This is a genomic window from Modestobacter lacusdianchii (genome assembly GCF_054177765.1).
On sequence record NZ_JBJJTJ010000026.1, the window covers coordinates 36,239 to 60,145 of the forward strand.

Consider the following 23,907-nt stretch of genomic DNA (forward strand, 5'->3'; position numbering starts at 1 on the left):
GGTCCAGAGGTCCGGCCCAGGCCTGCGGCTCGGTCCAGAGGTCCGTCCCGGGCCTGCGGGGGACGAGGGGGCCGAGGTCCCTCCGGAGTGGGGGACCGGTCACAGCGGGCCGGTCGGGGGCCAGTCGTCCCCTACCATGGGAAGGTCTCGGCCGCCTGGGCCGTTACGACTGTCGCGCGCCGTAGCGCGCGGACCCCCCACGCGACCCCGAGGTGCCTCTCCGCATGCCCACCCGCAACGACCTGCGCAACGTGGCGATCGTCGCCCACGTCGACCACGGCAAGACGACCCTCGTCGACGCCCTGCTCCGGCAGGCGGGTGCCCTGGGCCGTGCCAAGGGCGAGGGCACGGACAACGACTCGACCCAGGACCGGGTCATGGACTCGATGGACCTGGAGCGCGAGCGCGGGATCACCATCCTCGCCAAGAACACCGCGATCCGGCTGGCCGACGAGGCCGGCAACCCCGTCGTCGTCAACATCGTCGACACCCCCGGCCACGCCGACTTCGGCGGTGAGGTCGAGCGCGGCCTGTCGATGGTCGACGGCGTCGTCCTGCTCGTCGACGCCTCCGAGGGCCCGCTGCCGCAGACCCGCTTCGTGCTCCGCAAGGCGCTGGGCAAGGGGATGCCGGTCATCCTCGCGGTCAACAAGACCGACCGCGCCGACGCCCGCATCGAAGAGGTCGTCGACGAGTGCTACGAGCTGTTCCTGGAGCTGCTCGAGGACGCCGGGATGGACGCCGACGCGCTCGAGTTCCCGATCGTCTACTGCAACGGCCGCACCGGCCAGGCCTCGCTGAACAAGCCGGAGAACGGCACCGTCCCGGACAGCCCGGACCTGGCGCCGCTGGTCAAGACGCTGCTGGACACCATCCCGGCGCCGGAGTACGACGCCGAGGAGCCGCTGCGCGCGCAGGTCACCAACCTCGACGCCTCCCCGTTCCTGGGCCGCCTCGCGCTGCTGCGCATCCACTCCGGCGAGATGAAGCGCGGTCAGCAGGTCGCCTGGTGCAAGGTCGACGGCACCATCCAGCGGGTCAAGATCACCGAGCTGCTGGTCACCGAGGGCCTCACCCGCACCCCGGCCGACAGCGCCGGCCCCGGCGACCTGGTCGCCATCGCCGGCATCGAGGACATCATGATCGGCGACACCCTCGCCGACCCGAACGACCCGCGCCCGCTGCCGCCGCTGACCGTCGACGAGCCGTCGATCTCGATCACCATCGGCATCAACACCTCGCCGATCTCGGGCAAGAGCGGCAAGAAGCTCACCGCCCGGCTGATCAAGAACCGCCTCGACCAGGAGCTGGTCGGCAACGTGTCGGTGCGCATGCTCAACACCGAGCGCCCCGACACCTGGGAGATGCAGGGCCGCGGTGAGCTGGCGCTGGCCATCCTCGTCGAGCAGCTGCGCCGCGAGGAGTTCGAGCTCACCGTCGGCCGCCCGCAGGTGGTCACCAAGGAGATCGACGGCAAGCTCCACGAGCCGGTCGAGCGGGTCACCATCGACACCCCCGGCGAGTACGTCGGCACGCTCACCCAGGCCCTGGCCACCCGGCGCGGGCGGCTGGAGAACCTGGTGCACCACGACACCGGCTGGGCGCGGATGGAGTACATCGTCCCGTCCCGTGGCCTGATCGGGTTCCGCACCGAGTTCCTCACCGAGACCCGCGGCACCGGCGTGCTGAACCACAACCTCGAGGGCTACGAGCCGTGGCTGGGTGACATGCGCGCCCGCCCGACCGGCTCGCTGGTCGCCGACCGCAGCGGTGTGGCGACGACGTACTCGATGTTCTCGCTGCAGGAGCGCGGCCAGATGATGGTCGAGCCGGGCACCGAGGTCTACGAGGGCATGATCGTCGGTGAGAACTCCCGTCCGGACGACATGGACGTGAACATCACCAAGGAGAAGAAGCTCACCAACATGCGCAAGTCCACCTCCGAGGAGCTGGAGCGGCTCATCCCGCCGAAGCTGCTCAACCTGGAGCAGGCGCTGGAGTTCTGCGCCGAGGACGAGTGCGTGGAGGTCACCCCGGGCGCTGTGCGGGTGCGCAAGGTGGAGCTGGACCAGACGATCCGCGGGCGGGCCAAGAACCGGAAGCCCAAGCCCTGACGGAGGGCCCCGCTGCACCTTACGCCTCGCAGCCTCGGCGTGAGCCCCTGCAGCCGGGCCGAGACCAGGCGAACTGACGACGCCGCTGTCCCTGCCGGGGACGGCGGCGTTCGTCGTCTCGGGACGACGCGCGCACGAGGACTGACGAGACGGGTGGGGCCCGTGTGTCATCAGTTGCCGTTCGATCACACATCGTGATGACCGGCCGAGCGCACCGAGGAGTCGCCGGATGCTTCCTCGTGGCGCGCCGGGGTGTCGCACCCGCGGTCGTACGTTCCGGTCCGGAGAGGTGGGCTCGGCTGGGGAAGGCCGAGGGCACCTGGGGGACGGGCGCGAGAGGTGGTCGGGGAACCGATGACGGTCCAGCGAGCAGCAGGTTTCCGGAACGGGATCGACGTGCGGGTGCGGCTGCGCCCGGCGACGGCCCCGACCGACGGCACGTTCGACGGCGCCTGGTGGCCGCGCAGCCGGCTGCTGTCGGTCGAGCTGCCGGAGCTGGTGGCGGCGCTGGACAGCCTCGGCGTGCGCATCGACCGCTTCACCTACGCCGTGGGCGCCTGGGACGAGGCGCCGGCCCGCAAGGTGCTGATCGGCGGCCGCACCGTGCGCACCGGCGGCTTCGCCAGCATGGACCAGCAGCTGGTCTCCCTCACCGTCGACGGCGAGCGCCGGGTCGACCTGCTGGTCGTCCCGCCGGAGGCCGACGCCCTGACCGGCGTCCGCGCGCTGCGCCTGGCCGGGCTGCGCGAGGACACCAACCCGCAGCGCGGGCTCGTCGCCACGGGCTCACGGCCGCAGGTCGTCCCGCTCACCGGCGTCCGCGCCGGCTGACGCACGGGAACCGGACGCTGCGCCGGGAGCGAACCGGCTGGACGGCGGCCATGCCGCTGCGCTGAGGTCGGGGCATGCGACTCCTGGTGCTCGGCGGCACGCACTTCCTCGGCCGGCACGTCGTCTCCGCGGCGCTGGCGCGCGGTCACGAGGTGGCCACGTTCACCCGCGGGGTCTCCGGTGCGCCGCCGGAGGGCGCCCGGGTGCTGATCGGCGATCGCGACGACCCCGCCGCACTGCCGGCCGCGCTCGACGGCTGGGCCCCGGAGCTGGTGGTCGACACCTCCTGCCAGACCCGGGCCGCCGCCGAGCACGCCGCCTCCGCCCTCGCCGAGGTCACCGGATACGCCTTCGTCAGCAGCCTCAACGCCTACCGCAGCTGGCCGCCCGGGCCGATCGCCGGTGAGCACGAGCCGACCTGGGACACCGACGAGGACGCCTACGGACCGGACAAGGCGCACGCCGAGCGGGTGCTCGCCGCGGCCCTCGGCGACCGGTTGCTCACCGCGCGGGCCGGTCTGATCGTCGGCCCGCACGACCCGCTGTACCGGCTGGGCTGGTGGCTGGACCGGATCGCCGTCGGTGGCCGGGTCGTCGTCCCGGCCGACTCGTTGCCCCAGCCGATCGCGCTGGTCGACGCCCGGGACCTGGCCGGCTGGCTGGTGGAGATGGCCGAACGCGGCCAGGGCGGGCCGGTGAACGCCACCGGGCCGGCCGGCATGACCACGCTGGGCGGCCTGCTGGAGACCTGCCGCGAGGTCACCGGCAGCGACGCCGAGTGGGTGCCGGTCGCCGACGCCGACCTGCTCGCGGCCGGCGTCCAGGAGTGGACCCACCTGCCGCTGTGGCTGCAGGCGAGCACCGCCCGAACCGCCTGGGAGGTCGACACCACCCGCGCCCGCGAGCTCGGCCTGCCCTCCCGCCCGGTGCGCGACTCGGTCGCCGACACCTGGGCGTGGATGCAGACCGCCGCGCGCCCCGAGCCGCCGGCCGGGCGCAGCCTCCCCGGCCTGCCCGCCGAGCTGGAGCAGGCGCTGCTCGCCGCCGCGGGTTGACCCGGCCGGAGCAGGGTGGAGCCGCGTGCGCCTGCGGCTCCACCCTCCCGAGCGCGGCTCAACCCCGGCGGCGGGCCCGCAGGACCTCGTCGGCGTGGTGGTGGCTGTTCTGGTCGCCGGCCCGGGGTCGGCACTCGGCGGTCAGCACCTCCCACTGCCCCGGGTCGAGGTCGGCGGCGACCTGGGCGGCGGTGCTGAACCGGTCCCCGCCCCACACCGCGGCCCGCTCCTCGTCGTAGGGGTGGCCGACCCACAGCAGCGTGCCGCCGGGGGCGACGCCCGACGCCAGCCGCGGGACCAGCTCGTGTCGCAGGGTCTCCTGCGGGTGCAGGAAGTGCGCGGTGACCAGGTCGTAGGCCTGCGCCGGCGGCCGCCAGGTGACGACGTCGCCGCGGACCCACTCGACGCGGTCGGTCACGCCCGCCGCGGCCGCGTGCTCGGCCGCCCGGGCGAGGGCCACCTCCGACCAGTCCAGCCCGGTCACCTGCCACCCCCGGCCGGCGAGCCAGAGGGCGTCACCGCCCTCGCCGCAGCCGACGTCCAGCGCGCGGCCCGGCGGGAGGTCGGCGGCCTCGGCGACCAGCGCGGCGTTGGCCCGGCCGCTCCACAGCGCGGGGGAGTCGCGGTAGCGCTGCTCCCATGAGGCCAGGTCGTGGCCGTCGGCCTGCTGGGTGTGCTCGTGGTCGTGCACCGTTCCTCCTCAGATCCCGTGCCGGCGGTCGCCGAGCACCTGGTCGCACAGCTCCCGCTCGCTGGCCGGGGAGAACACCGGCCGGGCCGGAGCCGCCCGCCGGGCCGCCACGGCCAGCCGGGTGTCCTCGGCGATCAGGTCGCCGTTGAGCCCGGCGCCGGCCCTGAGCCCTGCGGCGGCCGCACCGATCACCTGGGCCATCAGGTCGGTGACGTTGCCGGCCACCCAGACGCCGGGGACGTCGGTCGAGCCGACCGGGGTCGAGGGGACGGCGCTGCCCACGACGTGGCCCATCACCTCCAGCGGCTCGACCGGCAGGCCGAGCGACTCCAGCAGGGCGGACCGGGCGGTGAACCGCGGGGCGACGACCAGGGCGTCGCGGGGCACCACCTGACCGGAGGCCAGCCGGACGCCGGTCAGCCGGTCCCCGTCGGACTCGATGGCCGCGACGGGGCCGTCGACGACCGAGACACCGCGGGCCGCCAGCTGCTCCCACTCCTCGTCGGTGGGTTCCAGCCGGGCGTGCCGGAAGAGCGTGACGTCCTCGCTCCACTGTCGCCACATCAGCGCCTGGTGCACCGACATCGGGCTGGTCGCCAGGACGCCGATGGCCTGGTCGCGCACCTCCCAGCCGTGGCAGTAGGGGCAGTGCAGCACGGAGCTGCCCCAGAGCTCGCGCACGCCGGGGACCTCGGGCAGCTCGTCGACCAGGCCGGTGGTGACCAGCAGCCGCCGTCCGTGCACCGACCGCCCGTCGGCCAGCTGCACCCGGAAGCCGCCGTCGACCACGGCGGCGGAGACCGCCTCGCCGTCGACGAACTGCCCGCCGTAGCCGGCCACCTCGCCGCGGCCGATCGCCAGCAGCTCCCGCGGCGCGATGCCCTCGTGGCCCAGGTAGTTGTGAGCCCCGGCGGCCGGGGCGTTGCGCGGGGCGCCGCCGTCCACCACCAGGACCGACCGGCGGGCCCGGGACAGGGCCAGCGCCCCGCTCAGCCCGGCCGCCCCACCGCCGATGACCACCACGTCGTACCGCTCGTCCACGGCTGCTCTCCTCGCCCTCGCCCCCGCGGCCACCGGTGGGTGCCCGCTGGTGTCGAGAGTGCGCCGGGGAGTGCGCGAGTGACAAGGAAGATTGCCGAAGCGGCAAAGCGGTGGTGTCGGCCACCCGTCCGCACCCGACGAGGCCCGGACGCAGAACGGTCCCACCGCAGCGTGCTGGGTGCGGTGGGACCGTTCGTGTGCAGGACTCGCGGGCCCGGCGGCCGGTGGGCCGGGGTCAGGCCCGGCGGTGGCCGGCGGCGACGCCGTCGTCGAGGGGCGCGACGGCGTTCGCGGAGGCCCCCCGCTCCCCGACGGCGACCGGCCCGGCGTCCGCGGCGAGCGCCCGGGCCTCGGCGGCCAGCGCCTCGGCCCGCTCCTGCGCCCGCTCGCGGCGGTGCTCCCGGAACGACCAGACGACCGCGGCCGCCCAGGTCAGGTAGACCACGGCCAGGACGACGCGGCGGACGGGGTCGCTCGCGTCGATCCAGTCGCTGCCCAGCAGGCTGGTGGTGTTGGTCAGCACGATCATGCCGCCGACCCCGGCACCGAGCAGGCGCGGCGGGACGAAGCGCACCAGCCAGGCGGCCAGCGGTGCGGCGACCAGGCCGCCGGCGAGCAGGCCGAGCACCCAGAACAGGTTGATGCCCTGGCTGCCGAGGGCGAAGAGGAAGCCCAGGCTGGCGGCCAGGGAGACGAGGAACTCGGACGTGTCGACCGAGCCGATCGTCTTGCGCGGCTCCATCCGGCCGCTGGCCAGGATCGCCGGGGTGCTGACCGGCCCCCAGCCGCCGCCACCGGTGGCGTCGACGAAGCCGGCGGTCAGGCCGAGCGGGGCGAGGAACCGGGCGCGCATCGGCTTGCCGAGCTGGCGCTTGTCCAGCCCGCGCAGGGTGAACCGGACCAGCAGGTAGAGGCCCAGGCCCAGCAGGATCAGCGACATCACCGGGCCGGCGATCGCGGTGGAGACGTTCGACAGCACGGTGGCCCCGACGAAGGCGCCCACCGCTCCGGGGACGCCGATCTTGGCGACGACCTTCCAGTCGACGTTGCCGAACCTCCAGTGCGAGAGGCCCGAGGCCAGGTTGGTGCCGATCTCGGCCAGGTGCACGGTGGCCGAGGCGGCGGCCGGGTTGGTGCCGATGGCCAGCAGCAGGGTCGTCGAGGTGACGCCGTAGCCCATGCCGAGGCTGCCGTCGACGAGCTGGGCGCCCAGGCCGGCGAGGGCGAGCAGGATCAAGGTCTTCACGAGGGGGGTGCTCCGGGGTCGTGGCGCCGGGCGCGGCGGAGCGCGTCAGGCTGGCTGGACGAGGGGCGCCGCGAACGGCGCTCGGGTCAGCGGCCCGGACAGGTTGCGGTGGCGACCCGGAGCAGGTCGACGTGCAGACGGCTCACCAGCAGCTCGCCCGGGGAGGCGGGCGCGAGGAGGGCCGTCGTCGTCACGACGGCATGTCTACCACTTTGGTGGGGATTGTGTGGAATGACCTCCCACGCAGTGGGATCAGTCCTGCAGCACGTCGTTCCGGATCGTCGCCCAGGCGGTTCCGGCGCCGGCGACCATCAGCCCGGCGCAGATCAGCAGGGCGCGCTGGTAGCCGGCGCTGAAGTCGGTCGCGGCGAGCTCCCCACCGGCCGACAGCCCCACCGCCACCGGGAGCGCGGCGACCGCCAGCAGGCCCGCGGCGCGGGCCACCGCGTTGTTCACCCCGCTGGCCACGCCGGCCAGGTGGTCGGGGGCGGCGGCCAGCACGGTCGCGGTCAGCGGGGCCACCAGCAGCGACATCCCCAGCCCGAAGAGCACCGAGCCCGGGAACACCGCCGACCAGTAACCGCTGCCGGCGTCCACGGCCGACAGCCAGGCCAGCCCCGTGGCGGCCACCAGCGGGCCCACGGTCATCGGCAGCCGAGGGCCGATCCGCTGGGCCAGCGCGCCGGCCCGGGCGGAGAGCAGGGTGAGCAGGATGCTCGGCGGCAGGCTGGCCGCGCCGGCGAGGGTGGCGCCGTAGCCGAGCACCGTCTGCAGCTGCAGCACCAGGAAGAAGGAGAAGCCGCCCAGCGCGCCGTAGACGGCCAGGGTGCTCAGGTTGGCGCCGGTGAACTGGCGGTCGGCGAAGACGCCCAGCGGCAGCATCGGGGCGGCGGCCCGCCGCTCCCGGACGACGAACGCCGCCGCCGCGGCCACACCGATCACCGCCGACGTCCACACCGCCGCGGTGCCCGGGTCGTCCCCGGCCGCGATCAGTGCGTACGTCACCCCACCCAGCGCGACGGCGCCGGTGATCGAGCCCAGCACGTCGAACCGCCCGTGGGCGTCCGGGTCGCGGCTCTCCGGCACGTGCCGGACGGCGACGACGGCCACCGCGGCGGCCAGCGGCACGTTCACGCCGAACACCCAGCGCCAGCTCACCGCGTCCACCAGGAACCCGCCGACGAAGGGCCCGACCAGGCCGGCGATGCCGCCGAGGGCGGACCACAGCCCGATGGCCCGGGCGCGGTCCTGCGGGCGGAAGGAGGCCTGCAGGATCGCCAGGCTGCCCGGGGTGAGCAGCGCGCCACCCACGCCCTGCAGCGCCCGGGCGGCCACCAGCTGCGCGGTGTCCTGCGCGAGGCCGCACAGCAGGGACGCCAGGGCGAACCAGACCACACCGACGACGAACACCCGGCGGCGTCCGTAGCGGTCACCCAGCGCACCGCCCAGCAGGATCAGCGCGGCCAGGGTGAGCGTGTAGCCGTTGACGGTCCACTGCAGCGCGGCGAGCGAGGCCCCCAGGTCGGCCCCGATCGTCGGCAGGGCCACGTTGACCGCGGTCGCGTCGAGGAAGGCGACGCCGGAGGCGAGCACCGTGGCCAGCACCACCCACCGTCCGCGCGCGGTGCCCAGGGCGACCGTCTCGGCGGGGCGCGCCGGGGGAGCTCCCGCCGGCGGAGGCGGGGGCTCGGTCACACCGACCTTCCTAGCCGACGTCTGCCCGGACGGGGAGGGGGCAGGACGAGGGGCTCGTCACTCCCCGCCTCGGCGGTCCCGGGAACTGGACGGCGTCGGCGGACGACTGTCCCTGCGTGCACGTCAGACGATGCGAGCAGGGACCGGTGACCGGGTGAGGCGGTTCCTGCCCGCCGTCCTGCTGCTGTTCTCGCTGCTCGCGGCAGGCCTGGTGGTCGACGTGCTCACCGCCCGCCCGGCGTCGGCGCACGCGACGGTCACGACGACCACGCCGGCGGACGGCGCCCGGCTGGACGAGGTGCCCGCCGAGGTCACCATCTCGTTCGACGAGTCGGTGTCCCTGGGCGCCGGCTACGCCCGGGTGCTGGACGGTTCGGGCGAGCGGGTCGACACCGGCGCCGCGCAGGTGCGCGACGCGACGGTCACCGTGCCGCTGCGCGACGACCTGCCCGACGCCGGCTACGTGGTCACCTACCGGGTGGTCTCCGCCGACTCCCACCCGGTCTCCGGGGCCTTCTCCTTCGTCGTCGGGGACGCCGAACCGGTCGCCGCCGGGTCGGTGGACGTCACCGACGACGTCGACCCGGTGATCGGTGCGGCCCTGCCCACCGCCCGCTGGCTGGGCTACCTCGGGCTGGCGCTCGGGCTCGGCGTGCCGCTGACGCTGGCCACCTGCTGGCCGGGCGGCTGGCGGGTGCCGCTGCTGCGGCGGGCCACCCTGGGCGGGTCGGCCGCGGTCGTCGCCGGCGCGGCGCTGTCGGTGCTGCTGCAGGGGCCCTACGCGGCTGGCGCCGGGATCGGCTCGGTGCTCGACCCCGAGCTGCTGGGCTCCACGCTGGGCAGCACGTACGGGCGCACCCTGCTGCTGCGCGCGGTTCTCGCGGCCCTGCTCGGCGTCGTCCTCGCGCTCGGCTGGCGGCGCCGGAGTGCTCCCGGCGTCCCCGTGCTGGCCACCGCCGGTGTGCTCGGTGCCGGCCTGGTGGTCGCCGTCGCGGCCGTCGGTCACCCGGTCGCCGGTGCGACGCCGGTGCTCGCCGTCGCCGTGGCCGCCGTGCACGTCGCGGCGATGAGCGGCTGGCTGGGCGGGCTGGCCGCGCTCTTCGGCGGCGCGCTGCGCGGGGGCACCCCGGCCGCGGAGCTGCTCGCCGCGCTCCCGCGCTGGTCGAAGCTGGCCGCCGGCCTGATCGGCGCACTGGTGGTCACCGGCGTGCTGCAGTCGGTCCGCGAGGTGGGCTCGTTCGCCGGCCTGGTGCAGACCACCTACGGGTGGGTGCTGCTGGCCAAGCTCGCCGTGGTGCTCGTCGTGTTCGTCGCCGCCCTGGTCAGCCGCGACTGGGTGCAGCAGCGGCTCGGCGCCCGCAGCCGCCCCGGCCGGCGGGTGGTCGCCCAGGCGTTCGCCGCCGACGCGGACGCCCCGGTCGAGGAGCAGCCCGCGCACCTGGGGGTGCTGCGCCGCTCGGTGCTCGTCGAGCTGGCCGGCGCGGTCGTCGTCCTGGCGCTGTCGGCGGTGCTGGTGAGCCAGCCGCCGGCCGCGGCCGCGCTGGCCGTCCCGGTCGAGGCCACCCTGCCGCTGCAGTCCTCGGCCGGCACGGCGGGCAACGGCACCGTGCAGGTGTCACTGGACCCGGCCCGTCCGGGCCCCACCTCGATGCACGTCTACCTGTACGACGCCGAGGGCCGGCTGACCCAGCCGCAGCAGATCTCGGTCACCCTCACCGAGCTGGCGCAGGAGATCGGCCCACTGGACGTCGAGCTGGCCGCCGCCGGCCCCGGCCACTACGTCGCCGACCCGGTGCTGCCCACCGCCGGCAGCTGGACCCTCGCGGTCACGGTCCGGCTGGACGAGTTCACCGCCGTCACCGCCAGCACCGCCTTCCCGGTGCGCTGAACCCCCTGAGAAACCCCGATCGAGGAGATCCGTTGTCCCTGCACCTGTCCCGCTCCGGCCGCCGTCCGGCCGTCGTCCTGCTGTCCGGCGCGGTCGCGCTGACCGGCCTGCTCGCCGTCGGCGGCGGGGTCGCCTCGGCCCACGTCACGGTCTCCTCGGCCGACGCGGCCGCCGGCGGGTACGGCAAGCTCACCTTCCGGGTGCCCAACGAGAGCGACGTGGCGAGCACGGTCGCGCTGCGCATCCAGGTGCCCACCGACACCCCCCTGACCTCGCTGCGCGCCCAGCCGGTGCCCGGCTGGACGGTGTCGCTGACCCAGGCCCGGCTCGACCCGCCGGTCGAGTCGCACGGGCGGACCATCGACCAGGTCGTCTCGGTGGTGGAGTACCGCGCCGAGGCCGGCGGCGGCATCGCGCCGGGGCAGTTCCAGGAGTTCGCGCTGTCCGGCGGGCCGTTCCCGGAGGCCGAGAGCCTGACCTTCAACGCCGTCCAGACCTACAGCGACGGCTCGGAGGCGGCCTGGATCGAACCGACCGTCGACGGCCAGGCGGAGCCGGCGTACCCCGAGCCGGTGCTCACCCTGGCGGAGGAGGGGGCCACCGACGCGCACGGCGGCACGCACTCGTCGGCCGCCGACGGCGCGACCGACACCGCGGCGGCCGACGGTGCGGACGAGGACGGCGACGGCACCGCGCTGGTGCTCGCCGTGCTCGGGCTGCTCGCCGGGCTGGGCGGTCTCTTCCTCGGTCTGGCCGCCCGCCGACGTACCGTGTCCTCGTGAGCTCTGCGACCCGTACGGCCCGGCGCGGGGTCCCCGCGCTCCTGCTCGCCGCCGGCCTGCTGCTGGCCGGCTGCGGTGGTGACGCCGAGGCGGACGCCGGTGGGCACGACCACTCCGGCGACCCGCCCGCGACCCTCGCCGAGGACGACGGCGGCTACGAGGGGCTGCACCTGGCCGACCCGTACCAGAAGCCGGAGTTCACCCTCACCGACAGCACCGGCGCGCCATTCGACTTCGCCGCGCGGACGGCGGACGGGCCGACCCTGCTGTTCTTCGGCTACACGAACTGCCCGGACATCTGCCCGACGACGATGGCCGACGTGGCGCTGGCGCTGCGCAGCGTCGACCCGGCGCTCGCCGAGCAGACCAACGTGGTGTTCGTGACCACCGACCCGGCGCGGGACACCGGCGAGGTGCTGGGGGAGTACCTGGGCCGGTTCGACGCCGACCTGCCGACCTCCTTCGTCGGGCTGACCGGTGACCAGGCGCAGATCGACCAGGCGCAGCTGGCGGCGGGGGTCCCGCAGGCCGAGGCGAACGGCGAGCAGCACTCGACGATGCTGCTGCTCTACGGCACCGACGGCGAGGCCGACGTCGCGTTCAACGCGGGGAACACCGCCAAGGACATCGCCCACGACCTGGCCCTCGTCGCCGCGGAGTGACCGGCGCCCGGCTCCGGACGGCGGCCGGCCGGGCAGCGGTCGTGCTGCTCGGCCTGCTCGCCACCCTGGCCGTCGCCGGGCCCGCGTCGGCGCACGTGGGGGGTGGCGCGGCGGGCAGCGACTTCGCGGCCGCGCTCGGCTCCGTCTCCCCGGACCTGCCGGGGGTGACGGTGCGGGTGCTGCAGTTCGGTGACGAGCTCGAGGTGGTCAACGACACCGGCACCGAGCTGACCGTGCCGGGCTACTCCGGTGAGCCCTACCTGCGGATCGGCCCGGACGGCGTCTGGCGCAACGCGCTGAGCCCGGCGACGTACCTGAACCTCGACCGGTACGGCCGCACCGCGATCCCCGACGACGTCGACATCGTGGCGGCTCCGCGCTGGGAGCAGGTGTCGACCGAGCCGGCGTACGCCTGGCACGACCACCGCACGCACTGGATGACCGAGGGGCAGCTGCCGCCGCTGGTGGCCGCCGCACCGGACCGGTCGCACACGGTCGCCGAGTGGACGGTGCCGATGGCCCTCGGCGGCACCGAGGTGAGCGTGCGCGGGGTGCTCACCTGGAGCCCGCCGCCACCGGGGTGGCTGATCTGGCCGGTCTACGCCCTGCTGCTGGCCGGCACCGTGGCCGCCGGGTGGCTGGCCCGCACCGCCCGGCCGCTGGGCGGGGTGCTGGCCCTGGCGGCGGTCGCCTCGCTGTACCACGCGCTGACCACGCCGGTGCCGCCCGCGACCGTCTCCTCGCACGCCGGGGCGATCGGCTCGGCGCTGCTGCCGGCGCTGTTCGTGCTGCTGGCCGCGGTCATCGGGGTGCGAGCCGCCCTGCGGGAGCGTGGTGTGCTCGCCGGGCTGATGGCCGTGGTGGTCGGCTGGCTGCTGCTGGTGCAGGGCCTGCCCGACGTCGACGTCCTCTGGACCGCGCACGCCCTGGCCACCGGGCCGCAGCTGCTGGCCCGCGCGGCGGTGGCGGTGCTGGTGGCCGTCGGCCTCGGTCTGGTGATCGGTGGGGCCGGTGCCGCCCGGCGGTTCCGGGACGACGCCCGGGCCGGGGCGCCGGTGTCCGTCGCGCCCGCCGCACACTGACCTGTCGACGAGTCGAGAAGTCGACCCGGACCCGAACGGACTCCCGTTCGAGCCCGATCCCACCCGTTTCTGACCGTCTGCCGAACGACTTCACGGCGTGTCCCGGCGAACACGCCGAGCAACGAATTACAAGCCTGTCACTTGGTGTTTCGATGGCTGCCGAACCGATCCGGGCCGTGGGGGACGCCGGAGGTGACGAGAGGCAGGCAGATGGGCTCGAGGCACGCCGGCACCACCGTCCGCACCCGCGGACGTGCGGTCGCACCGTCCTCGAGCTCCCGGTCCACCGGGTCGCCCTCGCCCCGCTCGCTGACCTCGCCCCGCTCGCTGACCTCGCCCCGCTCGCTGACCTCGCCCCGCTCGCTGCCCTCGGGCTGGTCGTCTCCGGGTTCGTCGTCCGCGGGGCCGCTGACCTCGGGTGCGCAGTCCGCGGGTCCGCAGGCCTCCGGTCCGCAGCCGTCCGGCTCGCCGTCGTCCGGGTCGTGGCCGATCGTGCTGCCGCCCGCCCCACGTGCCGTCGCCCGCCGTCGTCCCGCGGCGCTGCTCGCGGCGCTGGTGGTGGGCGCCGCGGTCGCGCTGATCGGGTCGCAGACCCTGCCGACCGCCGACGCCCGCGAGTCGGTCGTGGCCGCCGAGCTGCTCGGCTCGGACGCCGAGGGCCTGATGGAGACCGAGCTGAGCCCGCAGCTGGCGATCACCGAGGTCGAGGCGCGCGCCCGGCTGGCCGAGGTCGCGGCCTCGCGCGCCGCCCGGGCCGAGCGGGTCGCCCAGGAGCAGGCGGCTGCCGCCGAGGCGGCGGAGGCAGCGGCGGAGGCCGCCCGGCCCAAGGTGGTCGCGCCCGTCAAGGGAGCCCGGCTGACCAGCTGCTTCTGCCAGCGCTGGGGCACCATGCACTGGGGCATCGACCTCGCCGCTCCGATGCTCACTCCCGAGTACGCGGTCGAGGACGGCGTGGTGCTGCGCGCCGGTGCGGCCAGCGGCTACGGCCTGGCGGTGTACATCCTGGGCGTCAGCGGCGACGTGACCGTCTACGGGCACATGGAGAAGATCCAGGTCGAGGCCGGTGACGTGGTCAGCGCCGGTGACCAGATCGCGCTGCTCGGCAGCCGCGGCCAGTCGACCGGCCCGCACCTGCACTTCGAGGTGCACTCCGGCGGCATGGACGGCAAGCGCGTCGACCCGGTGGGCTGGCTGCGCGCCCGCGGCGTCGAGCTCTGACCCCAGCGGTCCGCGCCGCCACGTCCGGGGTCATCCCCGGACGCGACGGCGCGAGCGGCCGGCCTCAGGCCTGCGGTGACCAGGCGGCGACCATGGTCGGCAGCACCAGGCCGACGTGGAAGGGCAGCAGCACGGCGGCGGTGAGGACGCCGGTGCCCGGTGCGCTCCACTCGGCGACGAGCCAGACGACGACGGCGGCGAGCTCGAGGACCAGCAGGCCGAACCCGATCCGGTAGGCGGCGGCATAGGCCTCACCGCGCAGCTGCCACTGGCGCTCGTCGAGGGCGTCGGCGGGCAGCTCCTCGATGCCGCGGGTGCCCGCCTTGAGCGTGCCGAGGCAGAAGACGAACGCCACGAGGACGACGGCCAGGGCGCCGACCGCCGGGATCGGGGCCGCTTCGATCAGCAGGAACAGTGCTGCCTCGACGACCAGCAGGCCACCGAGGGCGATGACCAGCAGCCGTCGGGCGTGCGGGGTGCGGAAGCGCTCGAAGCGCGGGTCGTCGAGGCGCTCGATGCGACGCTGGGTGCGGGTGGGGGTGCTCATCGGGACTCCTGGGTGCCGTAGACCTGCTCGGACAGGGTGCGGAACGGGGTGAGCGAGAAGACCGCCTCCATCGGGAGGCCGAAGACCGCGGCCAGCCGCAGCGCGAGGGTCGCGCTGGGGCTGTACTCGCCGCGTTCGAGGTAGCCGATCGTCTGGTAGTGCACGCCGACGGCGGCGGCCAGCTCCTGGCGGGACATGCCGCGTTCGGTGCGCAGCAGGGCGAGCCTGTTGTAGAGCTCTGGCTCATCAGAGCGTTTGCGCGGTGGCATGTAGCAAATTTACTACGCGCGATCCGTTGTGCGCTACCCCGCGGCCGGTGGTTCGTGGCCCTCCTGCAGGGGCCCGCCCCGAGCCTGCGAGGGGTGGGGGGCAGGAGGGTCCTTCAGGAAGCGGTAGCCCATGCCGGGCTCGGTGTGCAGGTACCGGGGGTGCGCGGGGTCGGGCTCGAGCTTGCGACGCAGCTGGGCCAGGTAGACCCGCAGGTAGTTCGTCTCCCGCTCGTAGGCCGGGCCCCACACCGCCTGCAGCAGCTCCCGCTGGCCGACCAGCCGGCCGGGGCTGCGCACCAGCTCCGACAGCAGCGCCCACTCGGTGGGGGTCAGCCGCACCGGGACGCCGTCCACGGTCACCTGCTTGGCGGCCAGGTCGACGGTGAAGTGGTCGGTGACCACCCGCGCCTGCCCCGGCTCGGCGGTGCCCCGGCGCAGCGCGACCCGCAGCCGGGCGAGCAGTTCGGCCATGTCGAAGGGCTTGGTCACGTAGTCGTCGGCGCCGGCGTCGAGCGCGCCCACCTTGTCGGAGCTGTCGCCGCGGGCCGACAGCACCACCACCGGCCCGGTGAACCAGGGGCGCAGCCCGGCGAGCACCTCGGTGCCGTCGAGGTCGGGCAGCCCCAGGTCCAGGAGGACGACGTCCGGGTGCGCGGACGCGGCCTCGGCGAGCGCGGTGCGCCCGTCCTCGGCGGTGACGACGTCGAAGCCGGCGGCGCGCAGGGTGATCCGCAGCGCGCGGCGCAGCTGCGGGTCGTCGTCGACGACCAGCACCCGGCTCACGCCTCGGCCGCCGTCAGTCGGGGCCTGCTCGTGGCGACCGGGGCGGCCGGCAGCGAGACGACCATGGTGAGCCCGCCGCCCGGGGTCTCCTCGGCGGTGAGCGTGCCGTCCATCGCCTCGGTCAGCCCGCGCGCGACGGCCAGGCCCAGGCCGACGCCCTGCCCGGCGGGGGAGTCGCCCAGCCGCTGGAAGGGGGCGAACATCCGCGCCCGGTCGCGCGCGGGCACGCCCGGGCCGCGGTCGACCACCCGCAGCTCGACCCGGCCCTCGACGCGGGCGGCGTCGACGTGCAGGGCGCCGGACGCGTGGCCCGCGGCGTTGAGCAGCAGGTTGGCCACCACCCGCTCCAGCAGCCCGGGGTCGGCCAGCGCCGGGGCCAGGTCGGGGGAGTCGGGCCGGGTCACCCGACGCCGTTCGGTGGGCTCCAGCCAGGTGAGCGCGCGGCCCACCACCGCGGCGACGTCGACCGGGACGGCAGCGGGGGTGACCACGCCGGCCTGCAGCCGGCTCATGTCCAGCAGGTTGTCGACCAGGCCGGTGAGCCGGTCGGCGGACTCGTCGACGGTGGCGACCAGCTCGGCGCGGTCCTCGTCGCTGAGCGCGAGCTCCTCGGTGCGCAGCGCGGAGGCGGCGGCCTTGATCCCGGCCAGCGGGGTGCGCAGGTCGTGGCTGACCGCGGCCAGCAGGGCGTTGCGCATGCTGTTGCCGGCGGCCAGCCGGGCGGCCTCCGCGGCCTGGGCGGCGAGCCGGCCCTGCTGCAGGGCGACGGCGGCCTGCTCGGCGAAGGAGACCAGCACCGTGCGGTCACCGGCGGGGAGCGCCCGACCGCAGAGCCGCAGCGTGAGGGTGTCGGTGACCGCGACGTCGTCGACCTGCTCGTCGGCGCCGTGCTCGCCGCAGGTGCCCACGGTGTGCTCACGGCCCTCGGTGCTCTCCACCATGGTGACCGAGCGCAGGCCGAACGCCTCGCGGATCTGCTCCAGCAGGCTGGGCAGGCCGCGGTCGCCGGCGAGCACCGAGCGCGACAGCGAGGCGAGCATCGCGGTCTCCGCGCGGGAGCGGGCCGCGGCGGTGGCCCGGCGCGCGGACCGGTCGACGACGGCGGCCACCGCCACGGCGACGACCACCCCACCGAAGAGCGAGACGACGTCGTCGACCTGGCTGACCGTCAGCCGGCCGGTGGGGTCGGTGAAGAACCAGTTGGCGACCAGCCCGCCGGCGAGCGAGGCGGCCAGCGCCGGCCACAGCCCGCCGACGATGGCGACCGCGGTGACCAGCAGGACGAAGACCAGCAGCACGCTGGCCAGCGACAGTGCCGCCTGGGCGGCGATGCAGGTGAGCGCGAGCACCGGGACGCCGATCGCGGCGACCAGCCACCCGAGCCCGCGGCGCCGCGCGGTGAGCGCCCCCTGGCTGCGGGGCAGCCGCCAGCCCTGGGAGCCGGCGGCGGAGTGGGTGACGATGTGCACGTCGATCTCGCCGGACCCGGCGATCACCCGCCCGCCGATCCCGCCGCGCAGCGCCCGCGCCCACCGGGTGCGCCGGCTGGTGCCGATGACCAGCTGGGTGGCGTCGGCGCCGCGGGCGAACTCCAGCAGCGCCTCGGCGACGTCGTCCCCGACGACCTGGTGGTAGCTGCCGCCCAGGCTCTCCACCAGCGCCCGCTGGGCGCGCAGCGCACCGGAGGAGGCGCCGGCCAGCCCGTCGCCGGAGAGCACGTGCACCGCGAGCAGCACGCCGTTGCCGCTGCGCCGGGCCACCCGGGACGCGCGGCGGACCAGCGTCTCGCCCTCGGGGCCGCCGGTGAGGGCGACCACCACCCGCTCGCGGGCCTCCCAGACGTGGTCGATGGCGTGCTCGGCCTTGTACCTGCGCAGCCCCTCGTCGACCCGGTCGGCCAGCCACAGCAGCGCCAGCTCCCGCAGCGCGGTCAGGTTGCCGATCCGGAACCAGTTGCCCATCGCCGCGTCGACCCGCTCGGTGGCGTAGACGTTGCCGTGCGCCAGCCGGCGGCGCAGCGCCTCCGGGCTCATGTCGACCAGCTCGATCTGGTCGGCCCGGCGCACGACCGCGTCGGGCACGGTCTCCTGCTGCGGGACGCCGGTGATCTGCTCGACGACGTCGTTGAGGCTCTCCAGGTGCTGCACGTTCACCGTGGTCAGCACGCTGATGCCGGCGTCGAGCACCTGCTCGACGTCCTGCCAGCGCTTCTCGTGCCGGCTGCCGGGCACGTTGGTGTGCGCCAGCTCGTCGATGACCACCCACTCGGGGCGGCGGGCGAGCAGCGCGTCGACGTCGAGCTCGTCGAGGGGGACGCCACGGTGGGTGACCCGGGCGCGGGGCAGCACCTCCAGCCCCTCCAGGGCGGCGATGGTGCGCGGCCGGCCGTGGGTCTCGACCAGACCGACGACGACGTCGCAGCCCCGCTCGCGGCGCCGGTGGGCCTCGCCGAGCACGGCGAAGGTCTTCCCGACGCCGGGGGCGGCGCCCAGGTAGATGCGCAGCGTCCCGCGGGCCATGTCCTCCATGATCACCCCGGTCGCGGACGGTTCGGGCCCGCCGCGCGTCAGGATCGCGTCAAGACACCCCCCGGCGGGTGACCCCGGGCCCCGTCCACCGCGCGTCCGCGGTCACCGCGTGTCTCCCCGGCCCGGGTGCGCGCGGCACCAGCGGCCCACGGCGGTGTTCACGCCGATGGCCAGGACTCCCCAGAGGACGACGATCAGTTCGGTCACGCCCTCATCCGACGCCCGCGCGGCCACCGGTACGAGGGTCCTGACGCCGTCCTGACGGTGCCGTGCCGGTCCTTGACGCGTTCGCTGCGCTCAGCCGCCGGGGGTGACCAGTCCGGTCTCGTAGGCCAGCACCACGGCCTGGGCGCGGTCGCGCAGCCCGAGCTTGGTGAACACCCGGCTGACGTGGGTCTTCACGGTCTGCTCGGCGACGTACACCTGGGTGGCGATCTCGGCGTTGGAGAAGCCGCGGGCGACCAGGGCGAGCACCTCGGTCTCCCGCGGGGTCAGCGCCGCCAGCCGGGCGGGGCGGGCGACGTCAGTGAGCGCCGCGGGCCGGGCGGCGACGAAGTGGTCGATCAGCCGCTGGGTGATCTCCGGGTCCAGCAGCGCCTCGCCGCGGGCGACCACCCGCAGCGCGTGCAGCAGGTCGGCGGCGGGGGCGTGCTTGAGCAGGAAGCCGCTGGCCCCGGCCCGGAGTGCGGCGTAGACGTGGTCGTCGAGGTCGAAGGTGGTGAGCACCAGCACCCGCAGCCCGGCGAACCGCTCGTCGCCGAGCAGGTCGGTGGTCGCCTCGATGCCGTTGCGCCGCGGCATCCGCACGTCCATCAGCACGACGTCCGGACGGCGACCGGCGGCGGTCAGCTCGGCGGTGACCTCGACGGCGGCCTGCCCGTCGGCCGCGGTGCCCACCACCTCGACGTCCGGCTGGGCCGCCAGCAGCGCCGCGAACCCCTCGCGCACCATCGCCTGGTCGTCGACGACGAGCACCCGGACGGTGGGCTCAGACACCCCGCGCCCCACCGGCGGCCGGGTCGACCGGTGCATCCGCCGGCGCACCGGCCGGGACGGCGGCGCGCACCGCGTAGCCACCGTCGTCCGTGGGGCCGGCGGAGAGCACGCCGCCGTGCACGGCCACCCGCTCGCGCATCCCCGGCACGCCGGTGCCGGTGCCGGTGCCGCGGCTCTCGCCCGGGCCGTTGACCACGTCCAGCCAGACGACGCCGCTGCCCTCGACGACGTCGACCCGCACCGGTGCCCCGGCGGCGTGCTGGGCGGCGTTGGCCATCGCCTGCCCGATGACCCGGTGCACGGTCAGCCCCACGGCGGCCGGCACGTTCCCCACGTCGACCCGCCACTCGACCTGGGTGCCGGCGTCGCGGGCCTGCTGCAACAGCGCCACGACGTCCCCGATCCCGGGCTGCGGGGCCTGCTCGGCCGCGTCGTCGGAGCGCAGCACGCCCAGCAGCGACTGCATCTCCCGCAGCGCCGCGCGGGCGGCACCGGCGACCTCGCTGAGCTCGGCGGCGGCGGCCTCGGAGAGGTCGCCCACCCGGTAGGGCGCGGTCTCCGCGCGCACCGCGATCAGCGACATGTGGTGGGCCACCACGTCGTGCATCTCCCGGGCGATGCGGGCCCGCTCGGCCAGCGCGATCCGTTCGGCGTCGGCGTGCTCGGCCCGGCTCTGCTCCACGACCACGGCCACCCGGGCCCGCCGGCGGGCGCCGAGCGCGGCCCCCAGCGCCAGGGGCGCCATGGTCAGGATCAGCGTGGGCAGCAGCCAGCCGCCGTCCAGCCGCCACGAGGTCAGCCCCGCGACGACGAGCACGGCCAGCAGCGAGCCCAGCCAGGTGCCGGCCGCGGTGCTGCCCTCTGCCGACCAGGCGGCCACCAGCAGCACCGGGATCCACAGCAGCCAGTGCCACGGCGGGAGGCCGGCGTCGCCCGGGGACTGGACGATGAACGCGAGCACGACCAGCCACCCGGTGGTCACGCGCCAGCCGTCGTGCGGCCGGAGCACGGTGAGCACCAGCCCGACCACCGCTGGCAGCACCATCAGGAAGAGCGCCCGCCAGTCGTTGCCGGGCACGACGGACGTCGCGCCCAGCGTCACCACCGTGCCGTAGACGGCCGCCAGCCACGGCAGCGCCCGGGTGAGCCGGGGCCAGCCCGGCACGGCCGGGCGCGGGGCGTCGGCAGGGCCGGGCCGCACGATCGCGCCGAGGGCCTCGCGGAGTGCCGGGCCCAGCTCGCGGGCGGCGGCGGTCAGCTGGTCCCGGAGGCTCGGCTCGACGGCGGGTCTGGTCACGACAGCGACCGTAGCCAGGTCGGGGGCCCCGGCGCGTCACCCTGCGGGCGGGCGATCGACCCCTACCCCGGTAGGGGGTGGGTGCCTCCCGGGGCCGCGGGACGGCCCGCGGTGCGACCGGGGTGGGGCGTGGTCTTCGGCCCCGCGGTGTGACGACGCACCCCCCCTGCTCGCCGGGAGCGTTCCGGCCCGTGACGAAGCGTTGGTCCCTCGCCCTCCTCGCCACCACGGCGCTGGTGCAGTCGGTCTGGCTGGCCGCCGGCCCGCAGCCGGTCGACCCGGTCCGGCCGGTGCCGCTGGTGTCCGCCTGCGCCGCCGAGCTGGCCGCCCGGGTGGCCGACGTCGGCGTGCTGGGCTGCGACCCCACGGGCCGCGGCCGGGCGGTGCTGGCGCTCGGCGACCCGGCGACCGCCGCCCACGTGGTCGTGCTGGTGCCGGGCAGCGACATCGACCTGGCCACGCTGGACGACCCGCTCGACCCCGCTCGCCGGCCGCTGGGCTGGGCCCGGGCGCTCGCCGCGGCGAGCGGGCCCGACACCGCCGTCGTGCTGTGGGTCGGCTACCCGACGCCGCAGGGCCTCGGCCTGGACGCCGCCACCGGACGGCTGGCGCGGGCCGCCGCACCGGCGCTGGTGCAGCAGGTGGACGCCCTGCGCGCCCGGCCCGGCGTGCCCCCGACGACGACCGTGGTCGGGCACAGCTACGGCGCGGTCGTCGTGGCGCTGGCCGCACCCCAGCTGCAGGTGGACGACGTGGTGCTGGTGGCCAGCCCGGGCGCCCGCGCCGCGGACGTCGACGCGCTGGACAGCCCGGCCCGCGTCTGGGCCGCCCGCGCCGCGGACGACTGGATCCGGCGGGTGCCGGGGGTCGCGGTGGGCGACCTGGGGCACGGGCCCGACCCCACCGACCCGGCGTTCGGGGCGCGGCTGCTGCCGGCCGGGGACACCCGCGACCACGCCGACTACTTCCGGCCGGGCACGGAGTTCCTCACCGCCCTGGCCGACGTGGTCCGCGGCGCCGGCGCCGAGCGCGCTGCCGGCGCCGAACGCGGTGCCGACGTGGTGCGCGGTGCCGACGTGGTGCGGGATGCCGGGGTGGACCGGTGAGCCGGCGGTCGGCGGTGACCGCCCTGGCGGTGTCGGCGGGGCTGAGCGCCACCGCCGCCGGGTGGTCGCTGCCCGCGCCGCTGTGGCTGCGGGTGGTCGCCGGCGCGCTCACCACGGGCACGGTCTGGTGCCTGCTGCGCGGACTGCTGGGCACCGTCGCGGCGGTGTCGGCGGTGCTCCGCGGCCGGCCGCCGCGCCCGGTGCTCGCGGCCGCCGCGCTGGTCGCGCTGCTGGCCGCCGACGCCGGGGGAGCGGCGACCCTGCCGGCCGCGCCGGGCCCCGGCGTCGATGTCGCCGCCGCCCTGGCCGTCGCTCCCGCGGCGGTGACCGCGTCCGGCGAGCCGGGGTCGCTGGTCGACCGCGCCGGGCTGGGGCCCGACGGCCGGCTGTTCGTCGACGCCGGGCGGGGGCCGGCCCGCGCCTATGTCGGCCTCGGCCACGCGGCGACCGAGGCCGAGCGGGTGCAGCTGGCCGTGCAGGAGTGGGTGCGGCTGGGCGGGCTGCAGCGCGCCGTCGTCCTCGTGGTCGCACCCACCGGTTCGGGCTGGGTCGACCGGGCGGCCGTCGCCGCCGCCGAGGACGCCGCGGGTGGCGACCTGGTGAGCGTCGTCGTCCAGTACGCGGAGCGGGCCAGCGCACTGGAGCACCTGCTGGGCGGTGACCGCCCGACCCGGGTGACCACCGCCCTGGTGCGCGGGCTGCGCGCCGTGCTGGACGCGGTGCCGGCCGAGCAGCGGCCGCGGCTGGTGCTGTTCGGCGAGAGCCTCGGCGCGGCCGCGGTGGAGCACGCCGCCGCGGTGGTCGACGTCGACGGCTGCCTCGCCGCCGGGCGGCCCGGTGCCGCCCTGGACCCGGGCCCGGCCGGCCCGTGCCGCGCGGTGCGCAACGCCGACGACCCGGTGAGCTGGTGGTCCCCGCGCCTGCTGCTGAACCCGCCCGACGGGCTGCCCTGGCTGCCGGTGGTCACGTTCTGGCAGGTCACCGCGCAGCTGGCGGTGAGCCTGGACCAGCCGCCGGGCCACGGGCACCAGTACGGGGCGAGCCTGGACCTGGCGTGGGCGCGGGTGCTGCGGTGACCGGGCGGCGACTGCCACGATCACCGGCGTGAGCCGGGCGTCGGAGGACTCGAACCTGCGGATGTTGCGGGCGCGGGACGCGATGGACCGCAGCTACGCCGAACCGCTCGACGTCCCGGCGCTGGCCCGGCTCGCGCACGTGTCGGAGGCGCACTTCATCCGCACGTTCAAGGCCACGTTCGGGGAGACGCCGCACCGCTACCTGCAGCGGCGCCGGGTGGAGCGGGCGATGACCCTGCTGCGCAGCACCGACCGGTCGGTGACCGACATCTGCATGGACGTCGGCTTCGCCAGCCTGGGCACGTTCAGCCGGGTGTTCGCCGGGATCGTCGGCGAGCCACCCAGCGTGTACCGGCGGCGTGGTCCGCTGGCCGCGGTGCCGTCCTGCTTCGGCATGCGGTGGCTGCGACCCAGCGGGGAGAGCGCAGTTTCGGAGAAGCCCGGGGCCGTCGTCCGCCCCTAGCGTCCTGCCCATGTTGACCTCGATCTCGATCACCTCCCTCTACGTCCTCGACCAGGACCAGGCGCTGGACTTCTACGTCGGCACGCTCGGCTTCGAGGTGCAGACCGACCAGCAGTTCGGGCCGATGCGCTTCCTGACCGTGGCGCTGCCCAGCGACCCGGGCCACGCCGTGCTGCTGGAGCTGCCCGCGCCGCCGTCGGTGAGCCCGGAGATCGCCGGCCAGGTGCGCGACCTGGTCACCAAGGGCGCCGGCGGCGGGCACCTGTTCTTCACCACCGACGACGCGCACAAGGCCCACGCCGCGCTGAAGGAGAAGGGCGTGGACCTGCCGGAGGAGCCGGTCGTGCAGCTCTACGGCATCGACTTCGGCTTCCGCGACCCCTTCGGCAACTCGGTGCGCATCGCCCAGATGACCCCGCCGCCGTCCTGACCCCCTGGGGGGGGGGGGGGGGGGGGGGGGGGGGGGGGGGGGGGGGGGGGGGGGGGGGGGGGGGGGGGGGGGGGGGGGGGGGGGGGGGGGGGGGGGGGGGCGGGGGG

At 76.0% G+C, this 23,907-nt stretch carries 23 protein-coding genes; 12 read left to right on the forward strand and 11 right to left on the reverse strand.

Annotation, left to right across the window (positions count from 1 at the left end):
- Positions 1-224 precede the first annotated feature (224 nt).
- The 3 genes from typA to ACJTNH_RS16615 all read left to right on the forward strand — a co-directional run bounded on the left by typA (position 225) and on the right by ACJTNH_RS16615 (position 4,000).
- Positions 225-2,114: a translational GTPase TypA gene (typA, locus tag ACJTNH_RS16605; RefSeq protein WP_458177608.1), complete on the forward strand. Its 1,890-nt coding sequence runs from the start codon at positions 225-227 to the stop codon at positions 2,112-2,114.
- A gap of 354 nt (positions 2,115-2,468) precedes the next feature.
- The gene (locus ACJTNH_RS16610; RefSeq protein WP_458177610.1) at positions 2,469-2,945 is read left to right on the forward strand and encodes a DUF5994 family protein; all 477 of its coding nucleotides are present in this window, start codon (positions 2,469-2,471) and stop codon (positions 2,943-2,945) included.
- 74 nt (positions 2,946-3,019) lie between these two features.
- The gene (locus ACJTNH_RS16615; RefSeq protein WP_458177613.1) at positions 3,020-4,000 is read left to right on the forward strand and encodes an NAD-dependent epimerase/dehydratase family protein; all 981 of its coding nucleotides are present in this window, start codon (positions 3,020-3,022) and stop codon (positions 3,998-4,000) included.
- A gap of 58 nt (positions 4,001-4,058) precedes the next feature.
- Here ACJTNH_RS16615 and ACJTNH_RS16620 read toward each other — a convergent pair whose 3' ends face one another.
- The 5 genes from ACJTNH_RS16620 to ACJTNH_RS16640 all read right to left on the reverse strand — a co-directional run bounded on the left by ACJTNH_RS16620 (position 4,059) and on the right by ACJTNH_RS16640 (position 8,673).
- Positions 4,059-4,691, reverse strand: a complete 633-nt coding sequence (locus tag ACJTNH_RS16620; protein WP_458177615.1) for a class I SAM-dependent methyltransferase — start codon at positions 4,689-4,691, stop codon at positions 4,059-4,061.
- A 9-nt stretch (positions 4,692-4,700) separates the two neighbouring features.
- The gene (locus ACJTNH_RS16625; RefSeq protein ID WP_458177617.1) at positions 4,701-5,732 is read right to left on the reverse strand and encodes an NAD(P)/FAD-dependent oxidoreductase; all 1,032 of its coding nucleotides are present in this window, start codon (positions 5,730-5,732) and stop codon (positions 4,701-4,703) included.
- A gap of 235 nt (positions 5,733-5,967) precedes the next feature.
- On the reverse strand, positions 5,968-6,978 hold the full coding sequence (locus ACJTNH_RS16630) for a sulfite exporter TauE/SafE family protein (protein WP_458177619.1): 1,011 nt from the start codon (positions 6,976-6,978) through the stop codon (positions 5,968-5,970).
- An 86-nt stretch (positions 6,979-7,064) separates the two neighbouring features.
- Positions 7,065-7,172, reverse strand: coding sequence for a putative leader peptide (locus ACJTNH_RS16635; RefSeq protein ID WP_366139770.1), 108 nt, complete (start codon positions 7,170-7,172; stop codon positions 7,065-7,067).
- A gap of 58 nt (positions 7,173-7,230) precedes the next feature.
- A complete protein-coding gene (locus ACJTNH_RS16640; RefSeq protein ID WP_458177621.1) occupies positions 7,231-8,673 on the reverse strand; it encodes an MFS transporter in 1,443 nt (480 codons plus the stop codon).
- A 154-nt stretch (positions 8,674-8,827) separates the two neighbouring features.
- Between ACJTNH_RS16640 and ACJTNH_RS16645 the strand changes: the two genes are divergently transcribed.
- From ACJTNH_RS16645 to ACJTNH_RS16665, 5 genes are all read left to right on the forward strand, one after another.
- Entirely contained in the window at positions 8,828-10,561 is a 1,734-nt protein-coding gene (locus ACJTNH_RS16645) for a copper resistance CopC/CopD family protein (protein WP_458177623.1), read from the forward strand.
- A 32-nt stretch (positions 10,562-10,593) separates the two neighbouring features.
- Positions 10,594-11,343, forward strand: coding sequence for a YcnI family copper-binding membrane protein (locus ACJTNH_RS16650; protein WP_458177625.1), 750 nt, complete (start codon positions 10,594-10,596; stop codon positions 11,341-11,343).
- Complete coding sequence (locus tag ACJTNH_RS16655) at positions 11,340-12,005, forward strand: SCO family protein (protein WP_458177627.1); 666 nt, start codon at positions 11,340-11,342, stop codon at positions 12,003-12,005. Before ACJTNH_RS16650 ends, ACJTNH_RS16655 begins: the two co-directional genes overlap by 4 nt.
- Positions 12,006-12,046: 41 nt before the next feature.
- A complete protein-coding gene (locus ACJTNH_RS16660; RefSeq protein ID WP_458177629.1) occupies positions 12,047-13,087 on the forward strand; it encodes a hypothetical protein in 1,041 nt (346 codons plus the stop codon).
- A 492-nt stretch (positions 13,088-13,579) separates the two neighbouring features.
- Positions 13,580-14,305, forward strand: a complete 726-nt coding sequence (locus tag ACJTNH_RS16665; RefSeq protein WP_458177631.1) for a M23 family metallopeptidase — start codon at positions 13,580-13,582, stop codon at positions 14,303-14,305.
- A gap of 64 nt (positions 14,306-14,369) precedes the next feature.
- On the opposite strand, the gene ACJTNH_RS16670 is transcribed toward ACJTNH_RS16665, so the two are convergent.
- From ACJTNH_RS16670 to ACJTNH_RS16695, 6 genes are all read right to left on the reverse strand, one after another.
- Positions 14,370-14,852: a hypothetical protein gene (locus ACJTNH_RS16670; RefSeq protein ID WP_458177633.1), complete on the reverse strand. Its 483-nt coding sequence runs from the start codon at positions 14,850-14,852 to the stop codon at positions 14,370-14,372.
- The gene (locus ACJTNH_RS16675; protein ID WP_458177635.1) at positions 14,849-15,121 is read right to left on the reverse strand and encodes a helix-turn-helix transcriptional regulator; all 273 of its coding nucleotides are present in this window, start codon (positions 15,119-15,121) and stop codon (positions 14,849-14,851) included. The genes ACJTNH_RS16670 and ACJTNH_RS16675 overlap by 4 nt, the downstream gene beginning before the upstream one ends.
- 33 nt (positions 15,122-15,154) lie before the next feature.
- The gene (locus tag ACJTNH_RS16680; protein ID WP_458177637.1) at positions 15,155-15,904 is read right to left on the reverse strand and encodes a response regulator; all 750 of its coding nucleotides are present in this window, start codon (positions 15,902-15,904) and stop codon (positions 15,155-15,157) included.
- A complete protein-coding gene (locus ACJTNH_RS16685; RefSeq protein WP_458177639.1) occupies positions 15,901-18,423 on the reverse strand; it encodes an ATP-binding protein in 2,523 nt (840 codons plus the stop codon). Before ACJTNH_RS16685 ends, ACJTNH_RS16680 begins: the two co-directional genes overlap by 4 nt.
- Before the next feature lie 306 nt (positions 18,424-18,729).
- Complete coding sequence (locus ACJTNH_RS16690) at positions 18,730-19,428, reverse strand: response regulator (protein WP_458177641.1); 699 nt, start codon at positions 19,426-19,428, stop codon at positions 18,730-18,732.
- Complete coding sequence (locus ACJTNH_RS16695) at positions 19,421-20,725, reverse strand: sensor histidine kinase (RefSeq protein WP_458177643.1); 1,305 nt, start codon at positions 20,723-20,725, stop codon at positions 19,421-19,423. The genes ACJTNH_RS16690 and ACJTNH_RS16695 overlap by 8 nt, the downstream gene beginning before the upstream one ends.
- A 191-nt stretch (positions 20,726-20,916) precedes the next feature.
- On the opposite strand from ACJTNH_RS16695, the gene ACJTNH_RS16700 reads away from it, so the two are divergent.
- From ACJTNH_RS16700 to ACJTNH_RS16715, 4 genes are read left to right on the forward strand one after another with little or no spacing between them, the layout of a single operon-like run.
- Positions 20,917-21,831, forward strand: a complete 915-nt coding sequence (locus ACJTNH_RS16700) for an alpha/beta hydrolase (protein ID WP_458177646.1) — start codon at positions 20,917-20,919, stop codon at positions 21,829-21,831.
- The gene (locus ACJTNH_RS16705; RefSeq protein ID WP_458177648.1) at positions 21,828-22,907 is read left to right on the forward strand and encodes an alpha/beta-hydrolase family protein; all 1,080 of its coding nucleotides are present in this window, start codon (positions 21,828-21,830) and stop codon (positions 22,905-22,907) included. The genes ACJTNH_RS16700 and ACJTNH_RS16705 overlap by 4 nt, the downstream gene beginning before the upstream one ends.
- 28 nt (positions 22,908-22,935) lie before the next feature.
- Positions 22,936-23,370: a helix-turn-helix domain-containing protein gene (locus tag ACJTNH_RS16710; protein ID WP_458177650.1), complete on the forward strand. Its 435-nt coding sequence runs from the start codon at positions 22,936-22,938 to the stop codon at positions 23,368-23,370.
- Between the two features lie 10 nt (positions 23,371-23,380).
- The gene (locus tag ACJTNH_RS16715; protein WP_458177652.1) at positions 23,381-23,800 is read left to right on the forward strand and encodes a VOC family protein; all 420 of its coding nucleotides are present in this window, start codon (positions 23,381-23,383) and stop codon (positions 23,798-23,800) included.
- The last annotated feature ends 107 nt before the right edge of the window (positions 23,801-23,907 follow it).